10 protein-coding genes and 1 tRNA gene are annotated in these 15,388 nt (G+C 39.5%); 1 reads left to right on the top strand and 10 read right to left on the bottom strand.

All coding sequences use genetic code 11. The features are described from left to right. Positions 1–16: 16 nt before the first annotated feature. A complete protein-coding gene (locus R2Q78_RS10660) occupies positions 17–397 on the bottom strand; it encodes an START-like domain-containing protein (protein ID WP_316791618.1) in 381 nt (126 codons plus the stop codon). Positions 398–501: 104 nt separating this feature from the next. Between R2Q78_RS10660 and R2Q78_RS10655 the strand changes: the two genes are divergently transcribed. Next, positions 502–578, top strand: a tRNA-Met gene (locus tag R2Q78_RS10655). A 360-nt stretch (positions 579–938) separates the two neighbouring features. On the opposite strand, the gene R2Q78_RS10650 is transcribed toward R2Q78_RS10655, so the two are convergent. The 9 genes from R2Q78_RS10650 to R2Q78_RS10610 all read right to left on the bottom strand — a co-directional run bounded on the left by R2Q78_RS10650 (position 939) and on the right by R2Q78_RS10610 (position 15,136). Next, the gene (locus tag R2Q78_RS10650; protein WP_316791616.1) at positions 939–2,135 is read right to left on the bottom strand and encodes a thioredoxin family protein; all 1,197 of its coding nucleotides are present in this window, start codon (positions 2,133–2,135) and stop codon (positions 939–941) included. Between the two features lie 25 nt (positions 2,136–2,160). Then, entirely contained in the window at positions 2,161–3,939 is a 1,779-nt protein-coding gene (locus R2Q78_RS10645) for a hypothetical protein (protein ID WP_316791615.1), read from the bottom strand. A gap of 19 nt (positions 3,940–3,958) precedes the next feature. Next, a complete protein-coding gene (locus tag R2Q78_RS10640; RefSeq protein ID WP_316791614.1) occupies positions 3,959–5,611 on the bottom strand; it encodes a PKD-like family lipoprotein in 1,653 nt (550 codons plus the stop codon). 25 nt (positions 5,612–5,636) lie between these two features. After that, positions 5,637–6,398 carry a DUF4843 domain-containing protein gene (locus R2Q78_RS10635; protein ID WP_316791612.1) on the bottom strand — a complete coding sequence of 254 codons (762 nt, stop codon included), beginning with the start codon at positions 6,396–6,398 and terminating at the stop codon, positions 5,637–5,639. Positions 6,399–6,411: 13 nt separating this feature from the next. After that, a complete protein-coding gene (locus R2Q78_RS10630; RefSeq protein WP_316791610.1) occupies positions 6,412–7,821 on the bottom strand; it encodes a RagB/SusD family nutrient uptake outer membrane protein in 1,410 nt (469 codons plus the stop codon). Between the two features lie 10 nt (positions 7,822–7,831). Further along, complete coding sequence (locus R2Q78_RS10625; RefSeq protein WP_316791606.1) at positions 7,832–11,230, bottom strand: SusC/RagA family TonB-linked outer membrane protein; 3,399 nt, start codon at positions 11,228–11,230, stop codon at positions 7,832–7,834. 181 nt (positions 11,231–11,411) lie between these two features. Further along, a complete protein-coding gene (locus R2Q78_RS10620) occupies positions 11,412–12,575 on the bottom strand; it encodes a FecR family protein (RefSeq protein ID WP_316791603.1) in 1,164 nt (387 codons plus the stop codon). 82 nt (positions 12,576–12,657) lie between these two features. Beyond that, the gene (locus tag R2Q78_RS10615) at positions 12,658–13,248 is read right to left on the bottom strand and encodes an RNA polymerase sigma-70 factor (protein ID WP_316791601.1); all 591 of its coding nucleotides are present in this window, start codon (positions 13,246–13,248) and stop codon (positions 12,658–12,660) included. A 118-nt stretch (positions 13,249–13,366) separates the two neighbouring features. Then, positions 13,367–15,136, bottom strand: coding sequence for a S8 family peptidase (locus R2Q78_RS10610; protein WP_316791599.1), 1,770 nt, complete (start codon positions 15,134–15,136; stop codon positions 13,367–13,369). Between the last annotated feature and the right edge of the window lie 252 nt (positions 15,137–15,388).

Raw genomic sequence — 15,388 nt, 5'->3', positions numbered from 1 at the left:
CAAAGCAGTCGAAAAACTAAGCACCAATTACACTATGCAAATAGTTAATCTGATTATCCCAAATTAAAGTACGCTCGGCTTTGGTATCATCCGTAGCAAAATCTGTTATAGAAAGTGCGACATCATTTGTCAATTCATCCTGCACGATCTCCATTTCAAAATAACAATGTGGTTCATCATCGACCCACTTGAATTTTACAGACTTGTTTTCTTTTACGCTCAGCAGCTTTGCTTTCTGAACTTCATCATCCCATGTAAATGTGTAAACCTGATCCCGGAAAACTACATCATCGGCAAACCACTGAGATAAACCATTTGGTTCGCTAATAAAACTAAACAAAATACGCGGAGACGACCTCAACTCATATTCCAACGTAAATTTTTTCTTCTCTGACATCGTTAAACACTTATTTCTTCAATTATTAGACAATTTTTTAACATTTGTTTCTAAAGAAAAGTAATTTATTCTATATTTGCAACTCTTTAGAAAAAAGACCCTTCGGCGGGGTAGCTCAGATGGTTAGAGCGCAGGATTCATAACCCTGAGGTCGGCAGTTCGATCCTGCTCCCCGCTACCAGAACAAGAAAAAGCCTTGAAAGCACAATCTTTCAAGGCTTTTCTTTTACTATCTTGATTTTGAATCACTTACACTTAAAAGTTATCAAAAAACATTTTACAAAAAGTATAATTTTGGTTCGACTACGCTTCCCGTCATCACCTCTATTTCACAAGGGCTAATCTTTTATGCTAAACAAAGACGGTGCAATATCTTCGCGTTCCCGCCTGGACAGAACATACCTGAAACCGCTTTTCCCAGCCGAGGAAATTTGCGAATAAAAGACAGCATGATCCTGATATAGAGGTAATACCCGGAGTGCACATTTGGTCTTAAAATCTTAGCCAGGATTATCCTCTGGATAACCCTGGCTAAGGAGAGCTATAAAAGTTCTACCTTGTCTACAAGGTCTTGGGCCAGCTTTTGGATCTTTGAAGTCTCAGCATCTGCCAAAACTCTAGCTTTCTTTGCTGCCTTTAGTCCTTCTTCTTTCTTCTTCATTGCAAGGCATACATATCCAAAGGTAGACTGGATACTGTATTCTTCGGGATCAAGTTCAACTGCTTTCTTTGCCATCAGGTAAGCTTGCTGCATAATTGCAGGTGAAACCTGCTCATTCGAACTTTTCCCGCCCGATGCCCTTCTGGCAAGGAAGCTCAGCTTCTCTGCTTCATCCTTTAACTCATTTTTTAGGGCTGCACTGGTTAACTTTACATAATCATCCGTCCTCCCCGCACCCAGGTAATAATCTGCCTCCAGCATTACGCCCTGTTTTCTGCGGTCGATTTTATCTGACTTTTTGAAATAGGCCAGCTTGTCCATAAAAGCCTGTTCACTGCTGCCCCGCATTAAACCGTAAATAGTATACGTAATCAGGCGATCCTTAAGCTGGTCACGTTCTTCGGCTGTACTCCATTTATTATAGGCATTTTCGTTTGCCATAAAATGTGCACCCAGCTTATCGCTTTCGTTTTTTGCCAGCGCTTTGATCACTTTCCAGCCCAATTCAGTACCTAATTCTGCTGCAGAGATTCCGCTAACGATATCCCTGCCTATCTTTTCCGCATTTGTGCGGTCCGATTTGTTTAATACAAGATAATAATCCAGCAGGAAAGGAAGGTCACGTGCACCCTCTTCATATCTCTTGTTTAAATAAGAAAGGTTTTTCTTAGGATCTGCAGCCTTTCTTCCCTCTTCCAAAAACTCTTCAATAGGCATCCTTGATCCGGTTCTGTGTACAACTTCTCCTTTGCCGTTGATAAACAAAAAGGTAGGGAACGATTGCACACCATACTTTTTACGCAGTTCTATCCCTTCACCCTTTTCCATATCAATTTTAGCGTTGATAAAATTTTCATTGTAGAACGCTGCAACTTTTGCATCTGTAAATGCATTCTGGTCCATCCATTTGCATGGGCCACACCAATCCGTATAACAGTCTACAAATATCAATTTGCCCGTTTTTGTAGCTGCTTCAGTACTTTCTTTCCAGGTTTTGGTCTGATTAAATTTTATCCCCTCTTGTGCATTTACTTTAAATGCGACAAGGATCATTAATATTAAACTTAATTTTTTCATATCTAATGGCTTAAAAAATTTGTCCTTATGGTTTGGTTACTTTTTTTACCGGTCTTGTCGAAATCAAAGCGGTATCATCCGACCGCTCTGCCACTACATAATAACCGTGAAAACTTACATTCGTATGGTAGTCGTAGGTATAAAACTTTTTACCACTTTGGCTTATCACAGTGGAAGACATATGGTAAGAACTTGCTGAATTTGCCGTTTCTAAAACCGTACCGTTTTTAGCCAAAGCCGCATTCACAATTGCTAAATTTGCATCCGCCAGCTTCAATTCATCTATAGCTGGCAAATACCAGCCCGCTGTTGTGCCGGCACTTGCTTTATATTCGTAAGCATACATAAATGCACTGGTAGCCGATGTAAGGCCCAGATTGAGCGCTTTATTACGTGCTACCAAAGCAAGGGTATTTCCATAACCATCGTTATAATCAGGCGTAAAGAAAGTAGTACCAACAGGTCCAAACTTCCTGGTCACATTTTCTAAAGCAATGATTTTTGCTTCTTTGATGTTCGCCGGATTTACCCAGAACACGATACCAGTCGGCTTGTAAGCCGCATCGTAAATCACATCGCCTACTTCATAATAGGTTTTAGGGGCACTTAAAGTATAGGGAAGCGTAATTTCAGCAGAAGTACCGTTTAGCTCTGCTTTTAATTTAATATTACCTTTTCTGTTGATGGTAGTCGATCCAAAAAAATCATTAGGTGCCTTTACGGTGAGGACTTTATTACTATAGCTCACCGTCCAATCGGAGGGTGCTGAAACAACACTTACCGTAGCTCCTTCTGTAAGTCTGATTTCCGAACTAAAAGTCTGGCCCTCCTGAGCATCAAATTTTTTGAGCTGAGATGACAAATACAAACCTGATGAAGCCTTATTTTTCGGATGGGCATTCATAAACTCCCACATCAAAGGCATAATGTAAAACCAGCTCACACCGTGTCCTTCGTCTATTATGGAATAGAGTTCAATGTCAGTTTTGCCACCTCCCCATTTTGTGGTCAGATAAGATTTATAGTTATCGATCTTTAAGGTATCACTGTTCATCGCATCCGTAGCGAAATATCCACCAATGGTATTGGACCAGGCTTTTATATTTTCCACAGCCGCAGTATATATAACCGTAGCATCAGTGGTGCCATTAAAAGCCCTGATTGGTACTGCCCGTGACGGAACATCTGGCGCAGACAATTTCATCTGCCCTGAAACCGGAACCGCTGCTGCAAATACTTCAGAACGAGAATAGGCCAGGACAAAGGAAAATATAGCTCCACTGGAATGACCACAGGTGTAGATTCTGTTTGCATCAGCCATAGGTGTATGCGTTTTGAAGTAGTCCACCATGGCATCTACAAAAGGCAAATGATAAGCTGAATTCTGCCAGTTCACGGCCGAACCTGTATCCTCACCCGCAGGAAAGACAACAATACAGTTTTCTTTGATCGCCAATTGTGAAAGCGGATGGTTCATCGACACATCCTGCAATGGGTCTACACCAGTGCCATAACTCCCGTGAAAGTTAAAAATCAAAGATATAGGTTTCGATTTATTGATCGAAACCGGCATAAAATACGTGAACCTTCTATCTGATTCTACGCCATTGGTGGTTAGCTTTAGTTTGATCTGGTGAATCCCTGGCAATAATATGCCCTCAGCCTCACCTGGAGGGTTACCATCAACTTCATAACCATCTACCTTTACTTCTTTCTTCTCTTGCCTGAGGTAGCTGCTTTTATCCTTTACACAGGAAGAAAAGATAATAAGCGACAGCAATAGTAGTGAAAAATATATTTTCATAGCTTTTCTACTTTTTTAATTAAATATTGTCCAATTCTACCAATCCACCGTTAGCTTTACCGTCTCTCCAATGCGTTTGATACTTAATTTTCACATCAACTGGTATTCCGGATACGCCCACATACTTTTCCTTCAATGTCAATCCCAACCCCGTTTTGTCCAAATTGAACACCAGCACATCACCTTTATTCTCTTCGCCATTACCGTCCTTATCTGTCCCATACCTGGACACACCCAGAATTAAACTTTTTTCAGTCCTGGAGACAGTCATACTGGTAATCACGGCATCAGCAGAGTAGCCTAAAGTTGTTAGAGATATCACGGCATGACCTTCATTAGGGACGTTGTTAGACATGATATCCAAAATATTGTATTTGTACAATTTATTACCAGCGGTGAAGAATAGATAAGGTGAAGTTTTCATATTGTAAAACTTACTCTTGTCTGTAGCTACTCCGCCACTTACTTCACCTGGAAGTGAATATACATTACCGACTTTACCCAATAGTAAAAAACGAAGTGCATTAGCTGAGGTTTTTAATACTGCAAAAGAAGTTCCGGATTGACTGGTAGCTGATCCGTAAATCAGATCATGCCCTGGGAATGCTTTTACATTTGTAGTCGGGATATTATAGCTTGTTCCATAACTGGAATAGGCGAAGCGTCCAAATACCCTATCAAAGACCATAAAATTACCTAAAGTATAACCATGTTGAAAAAGATTTCCATTGGCTGTAGGAGTCATGGTATCATAATAACCGAAAGGAGAAAAGTAACCACTTTCGCCATACACACTTTTTTTATTGTAGTAGAAACTTGGTGCCCAAACGGAAGGTGCCAGGGTTGCAAAATAAAGTGCTCCACCTGATATTAACGGAAATTCGACCATATGCTGAAATCCAGTTCCGTAAGCATTACTGCGCCAGATACTGATTCCCTGAGTAAAAAATTCCGGTTTATAACCTGATGTATTCGGCGGTGGATAAGATGCTACTCCGGTAAAAGCTGCTCCTGTTAAAGTCTGGACCGGATCAGGAGCCAGCGTTCTTTTGTCGATTAAAGCTAGCTGATCGTCTGCCAGCACCATAATTCTTCCATAACCATTTACAAAAGGTGCATTTGCTGCACTTGATGCTTCTGCCATTACAAACCCTAGTTGTTGTGGATTAATACCCAGTGGGTACCCATATCGGGATTCGAAATAATTCACGGCCCAGTTGGCTGGCTTATCCAGACGCAGGTAAGAAAGCTCTGCTTTACCTTTCGACTTGCTCAATACCATAATCAGGTTACCGGCTGTAGAAGACGATACATTCAGATTAAATCTTACAAATTTTTTCACCCCGGTCTGTTTATCTTCTATGATAAACCTTGATATTTTGTTTCCAGGAGTCATATCTACCTTTATATCGAGATTCAATTTTCTGGAAACTATATTGTTATTAAACTCCCAGGCATAACTGAATTTACTGGTATCACTGTACAGGGTACCTTTAACTCCGGGATGGATAGACAAACTATCATCTACATCTTTTGCGTATTGTTCGTTAACGCCTTCAATTGTAAGCTCATTTATCTCATGATATTGGCTCTCAGGGGCACCCAAGTCTTTATAGCAAGAACTTAGGAGGAATCCCGAAAGTATGAATATTATTATATTACACTTTTTCATGTTTTGTTCTTTAAATTGTTAATAATTATATCTTAGGTACAAGTCTGTCAATATAGATCCGGGCACCGCTTTCATCATCAAACGTGGGAATGGCGTTCAGATAACTGGCCAGTCCTTGAAAATAAGACCTTCCTTGATTATTATAATTAAATTCACATGTCTCTGAATTAGAGAAACTCGCATTAAAAGAAATTAGAATCTTCCATTTCTTGGGATGATAAAAACCGATATATGGCAAACGCAATCCATCCTTCCACCAAACTGGTTCAGACAAATAATTGTTAATGTATAAATTGGTTCTAAGACCATCTTTCATACCCAGGTTAAAATCTTCACTAGGTTCCATTTCCAGCGTCAAACGTTTATTTTCCGGAGTTGTAAAACTGGTGCTCAATTTAGTCCGGTCAACCACAATCTTCAGGGTATCTTTCAACCTGCCCGCTCTAAAAATCTGTGTATTGGAAACAGGCTCATAATGTATACCAGCTACAGCTGTGGTAGAATCGGCGACTACCTTAATTTTGTAAGTCCGGTCTTTGTCTGAAGCACTGCCTAAAAACTCAACAACAATCTTTGCAGTATCCTTTATGATCTTATCGTCTTTCATACCGAATGAGAAGGTAGTCTTATCATTAACGATCATCTTTTTATTAAAATCCAGCGTATAGTATTTAAATTGGATTCTTGCCTTCTCCTTGTACATATGATCAATTTCCTGATCGCAGGAGGATAAAGCTATTGTTGCAAGCATAAATGACCACAACATCAAAATATTTCTATTTTTCATAAAATCTTTGTTTTTAGTTACGGTTACCTGTTTCTATTTCCTTTAAAGGCATAGGGAAAACGAATATTTTGTCGCTTGGAGGAATTAAACCTATAGTCCCGCTACTGGTCTGCACGCCCAGGTTTAATCTTTTATAAGCATACCACAATTGTCCTTCACCTACAAATTCTCTTTTACTTTCCTGCATGATGTAATCCATTGTCAGGTAGGTCCAATGAGAGTTGTTCCGGATTCTATGGTCTCTCAATGCATTGATGTAAGACTGTGAAAGTTGGTCATCTTTACCCAAATAGCATTCTGCCAGGATCAAATACATTTCAGAAAGCTTAATCATAGGCATCTTTGAAAAGAATTTCAGTTTGTTGTCTACATTGAATTTCACAAAGTTCCCATTCACAGTGGAGAACCACTTGCTGTAACGGATATCATCATTATTACCTTCATACATTGTTGAAACATTTACAAAGGGCAAATAAGCAAACCGGGTAGAATTTGCGGTGACCTCCGGATAATGCAATTCGATAGTATATTCAGAAAGGTTCTTATTTCTCAGGGAGAAAATATGTTCATCTGAAAAAAGCATATCAATCTCACTATCGGGTTTATCTGCACTAGCAAAATCCAGCAACCTGAAACGCTCGGATTCAACAACTTCCTTCGCATATTTAATGGCGCTGACTTTATCGCCGCGCAACAAACCTACACGCGCCAGCAATGCTTTGACCCCAAAGAGATTGATCCTGGCCACATACTTGTCTGCCATGTCTTTGCTCGCCATTTGGTAGGGTTTTGCTGATGTAATGGGATCTTTAGCCAATAAAACCTCTGCTTTTTTCAGATCATCGACCACCAACTGTACGTTTTCTTCTACTGTATACACCGGTGGTAGCGATACGCCGAACTCGAGGTTGTAAGGAATACCAGTGGTCTTTGGCGATCTTTTGACATCGGGACAAAACATGCGTATCAAATCGAGATGTAAATAAGCACGCAAGGCATAGGCTTCACCTAAAACCTGATTTTTAGTATCCGCATCCAGTACCTGAACATCTTTGCCAGCCCACTTGATAATATTATTAGCGCCACTTATGGCACTATACATCCCTCTCCATGTTGCTAAAATCCGGCCCTGAGATCCAGCATCTTCATAATCATAAATTTTCCACTTTACGTAGTTTGCCGATATGCCATCATAGCTATAATATTGAGCCAGGATATCAATATCTTCCATAGTCAATTTCTTTCCGTACAAATTCGGAGAAGCCATCGAACTATAAACGCCTGCCAGTGCTTCCTGATAGCCCTGAGGTGTACTAAAGAGTTTTTCTTCAGTTACTTTATCTGCCAGATCCACATCCAGCCACTTATTACAAGAGCTGAAAAGTATAACCGAGCATATCATCATAAAAAACTTTATTTTCATAGCAATATTTTTAGAATGTCAAATTAAGTCCAAGTGTAAATGTCTGCGCATATGGATAAGCTGTACCTCTTTCCATTTTTACGGTAGAGAATCTAAACAAATCACTGCTCGAGAGCATAAGCCTTGCCCTCTCAATCTTTAGGCGTTCCAAAGTACGGGTTGGTAAATCGTATGATAAAGACAAGGTCTGAAGTCGCAGGAAATCATTTTTTTGAACCAGACGCGTAGTTTGATATGGAGGTGTGGTATCATCAATTCTTTTAAATAGCGCTACATCTCCAGGTTGTTTCCACCTATCCGATAAGACACGTTTATCGGCATTGAATCGAGGGTCTGAACCTTCAACTTTCTGTGCCAATGTTGAGTTATAGATCTTACCACCATATTCATAGGCAAAAATAAAGTACAAATTAAGTCCTTTATAAAGGAGATTAGATTGGAAAGTTCCCATCCACGTAGGATTTACATCACCTACAATGATCTTGTCTTTGGGATCGTATACAAAGGTCAGGTCCCCATTTAATTTTCTATAAACTTCATTACCTGTCATTGGATCAATCCCCAGGGACTCCACCACCATCAAAGCACTTTGCGATCTGCCCGCTTGATAAGTACGCAATGGCTTAGGACCTGTCACGTTAGCAGTTGAATTTGCCTCCTCATTCAATGCTTCCAATGCATTGGATAACTTTTTAATCTTGTTCTTATTGGTCGCTGCACCTAAGGTGAAATTCCAGTTTAAAGAATTATTCTGACCACGAAGTACATTAAAGCGCAAACGCATATCCATCCCCCTATTTTCCATTGACCCCATATTTTCGGTATAGCTGGAGAATCCTGTAGAAGGAGCCACATCAATAGGCAACAGTAGATTTTGGGTTTGTTTGATATATGCATCAATATTCCAGACCAGGAAATTATTAAACATTGTCAAATCGGCGCCGATATTATTCTGTATAGTATTTTGCCATTTCAACGCAGGGTTACCATAGCCCAGCAATTGTGCACCATAATATCCATTGTATTCGTATTCTGAGTTATAATTGTATTTGGTGATCGCTTGATCAGCAGAGAAATTAACCGAACCCGTACTTCCTGTAGAGGCTCTCAATTTCAAAGTTACGTCACTCTTCCACCAGCCTTCTCTATCTACATTCCATGCAACTCCCACAGACCAGAAAGGTGCAAAACGTGATTCTTTACCAAATCGGCTGGAGCCATCGGTACGGAAGGAAAGATCCAGATAGTAACGGCTATCGTAGCCGATATTGGCATTAGCAAAAACCCCAATCATTCTGGATTTATCAAAATAGCCGGTTGGTTTGGAATTCTCCTGGAATTGCTGCGCATATTGAACGAAATTCATGTTATCGCTTAAGAATCCAGTTGCTGTATAGCCTTCACCTATACCTCTAACTGTCACTACATTGGCACCTAAACCAGCATTGGTTGCTACTTTATCCCAAAAAACATTATTGTAAGAGGCTGTAACAGTACCATCAAAGTTCAAATCATCGCGATCAGAAACCGTGTAACTACCCCTTTTTTTGGATTCCGTTTCTTTATCGAATGCAGAGGAAAGCGGAGACAGATACTTTTCTGCTTTACTTATGTTCTTACTTAGAGAGGCTCTACCAGTCACTCTAAAATTAGAATTAATTCGCCAATCCATATTAAAGTTGTCCTGAATCTCTGTGTAGCGATTGAAATCGGTATTGGGTAATGATGCATTAACCAGCGGATTAATTGCACTATTGAATTCGTAAGAACGAATCAACGCACCAGTTTCCGGATTATACAACCGTTCAATAGGATTTTGTCTCGCGTAGGTAGAAAATGAGCCGTAAGGAGAATTGAAACCTTTTACGTTATTGACTGTCACATCATTCCTGATCAGAAAATCAGGTCGTACGTAATAGTTAAAGCTTACGTTGATTCCATAACGATCACGACCTGATCCTTTCATCACCCCTTTATCTGTGTCGTAATTTAAATTAACCCCATATCGGAAACTTCTATCCCCACCTTCTACAAAAGCAGTGTAACGCTGATTAACACTTGTACGCAAGGGTTTGGACAGCCAATAAGTATTTACTCCCCGAGCCACTTCAGCTAACCTATCGTTATATTTAATGTCTAATGAAATTTGTTCCTCGCGATTATTGGAAGGACTGGTAAAAACACCACCAAGACGCTCGTAATCTAGTTTTTCTCTTGCATTCATTAAATTATAATCCCTCAGATCTGGTACGGAAATGGTTGCATTGGAGCTAAAAGATATACGAACAGCTCCCACTTTAGGCGGAATAGTCGTGATCAAAATTACCCCGTTGGCCCCACGAGATCCGTATAAAGAGGTTGCAGAAGCATCCCTTAGAATCACGAAAGATTCAATACGGTTCATATCCAGGTCATAGATGCGGGTCGCTGTTACTTCAATACCATCTAACAGGTATAGTGGCGCATTGGGATTACTTCTTGAATCGTCGGCACTTGACCTCAAGTCAAAGCCATTTTCACCTCGGACAGTAATCTCAGGTACGCGGTTTGGGTCAGAGCCAAATTCTAAATTTGGCGTCATTCGGATTGATGGGTCAAATGCATTTAGTGCCTGCATAAGGTTCAGAGATCCCACCTTTCTCAAATCGTCACCCTGTACGACCACCTGAGAGCCCGTGACACTTTGTTTTGTTCTCTTGAAGTAACCTGTGATCACTACATCATTTAAGCCTGCAACTTTAGGCTGCAGTTTAATCAACATATTTCTCTTCGGTAAAACTTCCTGTGTTTCATAACCAAGGTAACTGATCTCCAAAATCCTGGTCGAATCGGGAATCGTTAATTCAAACGCTCCCCTTTCTGCAGTCTTGGTTCCGATTTTAGTATTTTTCACTTGAATACTCGCACCAACTAAGGGTTCCCCTTTTTCATTGGTTATTATCCCTCTGACCACAAAAGCAGCCGGGGCACGACTTACCGGGCTATTGAAATCCAGTGTAGGGCTGATCAATATGGTTTTGTTTTCAATAGAAAAGTTTAAAGATTTTCCTTTTAAAGACAAGGATAACGCCTCCTTTAAAGGCACATCTTTAAGATTAAGTGTTATTCTCGCATTTGCATCTAACAGCTTTGGATTATACAAAAATCCATAGCCGGTCTGCTCGCCAATTTGTTTAAATACCTGTTTAAGAGATAAGTTATTTCCTTTTATTGTAACATTCTGGGAGAAAGAGCTGGCGTTAACATGTAAAAAAGCAACGAGTATAAGAATAGAAGTAAGTTTCATGATCAATATCGTTCTGTGGAAATGTCCGCTTAGCACTACATTTCCCAATCCCATTCCCTTTCGGGGGTTGCGTAGCAAAAACCATTGCTCACGCAAAGCTTTGCAATACGTAATAAGTTGCATACTTTTGTATTAGTTGAGGTTTAGTAAATTAAGATGTTAGCATGTCGTTTTTTCGGTGAACCTTAACTACTTGACGAAATCCGATGTCCGTCGGGTTTCGTTTTTCATTAGCTCACGTTGATGGATGAGGTTAAAGTCTAAGTTGAATCATAAGTTGTTGGTTTGTGGTTTAAAGCTTGGGTTAGTTTGATTTATTTGGATAAGGAATGACCGTTATTGTTCTTCCGCTAATGATAAAATCTACCTGGTGAGTACCTTTTAACAGTTTTAATATCTCGCTCGCATTTTCTGTTCTGGCTATATCTCCGGTCAACAGCACATCAGAAAAATCACCTTTGTAATTTACCTCTACATCATACCAGCGGGAAATTTGCTGCATGGCTTCTTTAATGGTTGTCATATCGAAACTAAACCTTCCATTTTTCCATGCTATTGACATTTCGGGTTCAGGGGACCTCTCTACTGTGATCTTATCTGTAACAGTATCTATATTGGCTTCCTCACCGGAAACCAATATGCGACTGGACTTGCCTTTGATTAACTTTATTGAACCTTCCAGTAGAGTTGTCTTAATCTGATTACTTTCGGGATAAGCATTTATATTAAAATGCGTTCCAAGCACCTCTACTTTTTGTCCTCTGCTTTCCACTATAAAAGGCACTCTGCCTTTTGCAGTTGTTTGCTTTGCAATTTCAAAATAGCCTTCACCACTAAGTTTCACTACGCGTTTACCCTCTTCCATTAAAGAGGTTTTATAGGTTAAGCTTGAAGCAGCATTTAAATGTACTATTGAACCGTCAGGCAAATGCACCTGGTAGGTCTCACCTTTGTCGGTAGAAAATGTATTTACAGTGTTCGGGTTTGCGATTGTCTCTTCGATCGAATATACCAGTTTCCCATCTGCAGTTTTTGTGATCGATACACCAGACTCCTTCGCCAATTCACCTGCGGAAACATCCGACAACCTTATTTTCTTTCCGTTGGCCAATGTAAGTGTGGCGCCATAGCTACCTGGTGCTATATCTACACCTGATTCCGCAACATCCTTCAAAGCGTCGGTTGGGTTATAGCTAAAAAAGTAAACGCCGAAAACGACCAAAGCTACTGCAGCCGCCACTGAGATGTACTTAAACCACACATCAAAGTGTCTGATTTTGTTTCTATCATCAATCTTTATCGATGCCCAAACTTCAGACTTGATCTTTTCATAATCTGCTTCCTTAGGTTCAGTCAAGTTTGTGAACAAGCGTTGCGCATACCACTGGTCTACAATCATCCTTTCGGAATCCGTTGCCGTGCCATCAAAATATTTCTTCAGAAGTTCCTTTCCAAGCGGGGTATGCATATGTTATTTAAGCTGTATAATAATAATACCCCTGAGGAGAACTTATGGGGTAGAAAAAAATAAAAATATTTTTTGGAAGGAGTTATTCTTTGAATAGTGCAAGGAATAGCACACCCAATGGACTATATTTTCCCAATGTAGTTTTAAGAATACCGAGTGAATTTTGGACCTGCTTTCTTACAGTTGCTTCACTGATATTCAATTTGGCGGCAATTTCCTTGTGAGATAGGTTTTCCAATCTACTCAATTGAAAGACCTCCCTCATTTTTGGCGGTAATTTCGTTATTTCATTTAATATGATGAGCATCATCTCCCTCTCGTCCAGCTTATGCACTGTTTCATAGCTGATATCTGAACTGTACTTCCCTAATTCTGTCAGGTAATCATTTTTAGTTTTATGTTTTTGAATCAACTTTAAGACGCGATTTCTTGAGGCAATATATAAATATCCTGCAAAATTGGCTTCTTCCCGAATATGGTCAGCTTTATCCCAAATTGAAGTAAACAAATCCTGGATCAGATCCTTTGAAGCTTCTTCATCTTTAAGCATTTGATTTACCTTATAATAGACCATAATAGCATAACGATCGTATATCTCAGCAAACGCAACCTTATCTCCTTGTTTCAGCAAGCGAATAAGTTGTGCATCCAAGAGTTCTTTATAGCTATCCATGAACTAAATTCCCAAAAGTATTATAAATTCCGCTAATTTAGTTTTTTTCTAATACTTCCTTTAGCTACTCTAGGTATTTTGGCGAAAATGGGCGTTGATTGTTCTACATAATCTAAGCTTATTTTCCGCTATACCCCTCAGCCATTTTTAATGCCTGATAAGCATTCACTATACCTCCGCTTACGCAAAGATCTGAAAATGGCACTCTCATCGTCTCATCACGTTCGTTTTTATATTTAACTTTTTGGGCCACCCTTGATACTGACTTCATTATAATCTCCCGCACCTGATGAGGTTTCAAATCAGGATAATAACTTAATATCAAAGCAGCTAATCCAGAAACTACCGGAGCAGCCATACTCGTCCCGTCGAATTCTTTATATTTAGAACCAGGTATTGTTGAGTTGATCATAAAGCCCGGAGCAAATACATCGACTGTATACTTACCGTAATTAGAAAATGAAGCCTTTAAATCAGCATCATTTTTATAGGCACTAGCGCCCACCTCTATCCAGTTAGTAGCATGAGGCAACTTAAATTTAGCTGTATCAATAGGTTTGGGTTTAAATGAAACAGGCCCTCTCCCCATCTGCCCATACATATTGTTATTTCGTTGCTGAATATCCTTCGCTTTATCAACCAGTTCTTTCAGGTCAGCAGCCTTTCTTTGTTTTGTATAAGCTATAGCTTCTGATGTCTCGAAATACTTATTTGGAAAATTGTCTGTTATATCGTTGTTTTCATTATCATTCCCCGCTGCGTGAACCAACAAAACACCTTTTTCTTCAGCGTATTTTACGGCAGCATCAACCGCCTTCTTATCCCATTTAAATCCCTTGCCGAAACTCATATTAATAATTCTGGCACCATTGTCAACTGCGTATATTATCCCATTAGCTACATCCTTATCGCGCTCATCACCTTCAGGTACAACCCTAATAGCCATGATACTCACACTATTGGAAATTCCGTTAATACCTATTCCATTTTCCCTCATTGCTCCTATTATCCCAGACACATGAGAACCATGATCTGCATTCGGTCCCATAACATCACTATTTCCATAATTACGCTCATAAGAATTGGAATAATCATCTCCCACCAGTTCTTTTCTGGGGTCATAATCCATATTAAGATTATACTTAAGCATTACATCGTATTGCTTATAAGCATCCTTCATTTCCTCATAAAACTTATCAATCCCCTTGCTGTCTTTAGCACCGCCCCGGATGATCTTCTTAATCTGTTCTTCCTCCTCGCTCTCAGCCTCATATTTATCTATATCTTCCAGGGATGGAATTTTCTTTTTATTTACCACCGCTACAGAGTCAAGTACCTTATTGATCATGCTTATGATTGCAAAGGTCCTGTCTGCTTCATTGTATTTCTCACCAAATTCCTTAGTTGCCCTCTGATAGATAGCAAACTCTTCCTTTTCTGCACTATCAAGTACGGTCATTTTAGTAGTGGAGATAAACTTTGGCAAATATACCCTTCTGATCCTGGTCATCTCAAGATTGTCATAAGCCAGGTTACCCTTCTTAGAACCTATAAAATTCCAGCCATGAACATCATCAATATATCCATTTCCATCATCATCGATACCATTTCCGGGAATTTCCTTCTTATTTGTCCATAAAACATCCTTTAGGTCTTCATGTTTAATATCTACACCCCCATCAATCACAGCCACAACAATTTTTTGTTTAGGTTGCTTGCCAGACAATAACTCTTTATAAGCCTTTTCAGTACTGATACCAAAGAAACCGTTCTGCAAAAGATCAAGGTTATACCAGTTGGGTGGCAATTTAATATCCTTGCTTTGTGAAAAAGCATTTACACTAAAAAACAAGAAGATTATATAAGGCAGTATTCTGTTCAATTTCATTATCAATATCCTCTAATACATAAACGTAAAATACAATTATACGGTTTTATTATAATTAGGCTGAAGATTTAGCATTTTTTAACATGCTTTACGCACCTCTATAGCTACGCATGCCATTTGACATAGGGGTTAAAACTTGATGTTGTGCTTTCCAGGAATTAATTAAACCAAAACTCCGTGATCTGGCACAAACCAAAAAAGCTTATAAACAATCTAACATGAGTATACCAGTACGAAGAGGCGCTGAATAAA

This window comes from Pedobacter frigoris (assembly GCF_032678645.1).
Taxonomy (GTDB): domain Bacteria; phylum Bacteroidota; class Bacteroidia; order Sphingobacteriales; family Sphingobacteriaceae; genus Pedobacter; species Pedobacter frigoris_A.
Note: the sequence above shows the minus strand (reverse complement) of the source record. Positions and strands in the feature narration are given on the sequence as shown.

Excerpts from the sequence above, each read along its gene's own strand:
- R2Q78_RS10660 (WP_316791618.1), bottom strand. The coding sequence starts at position 397 with ATGTCAGAGAAGAAAAAATTTACGTTGGAATATGAGTTGAGGTCGTCT.
- R2Q78_RS10650 (WP_316791616.1), bottom strand. The coding sequence starts at position 2,135 with ATGAAAAAATTAAGTTTAATATTAATGATCCTTGTCGCATTTAAAGTA.
- R2Q78_RS10645 (WP_316791615.1), bottom strand. The coding sequence starts at position 3,939 with ATGAAAATATATTTTTCACTACTATTGCTGTCGCTTATTATCTTTTCT.
- R2Q78_RS10640 (WP_316791614.1), bottom strand. The coding sequence starts at position 5,611 with ATGAAAAAGTGTAATATAATAATATTCATACTTTCGGGATTCCTCCTA.
- R2Q78_RS10635 (WP_316791612.1), bottom strand. The coding sequence starts at position 6,398 with ATGAAAAATAGAAATATTTTGATGTTGTGGTCATTTATGCTTGCAACA.
- R2Q78_RS10630 (WP_316791610.1), bottom strand. The coding sequence starts at position 7,821 with ATGAAAATAAAGTTTTTTATGATGATATGCTCGGTTATACTTTTCAGC.
- R2Q78_RS10625 (WP_316791606.1), bottom strand. The coding sequence starts at position 11,230 with ATGCAACTTATTACGTATTGCAAAGCTTTGCGTGAGCAATGGTTTTTG.
- R2Q78_RS10620 (WP_316791603.1), bottom strand. The coding sequence starts at position 12,575 with ATGCATACCCCGCTTGGAAAGGAACTTCTGAAGAAATATTTTGATGGC.
- R2Q78_RS10615 (WP_316791601.1), bottom strand. The coding sequence starts at position 13,248 with ATGGATAGCTATAAAGAACTCTTGGATGCACAACTTATTCGCTTGCTG.
- R2Q78_RS10610 (WP_316791599.1), bottom strand. The coding sequence starts at position 15,136 with ATGAAATTGAACAGAATACTGCCTTATATAATCTTCTTGTTTTTTAGT.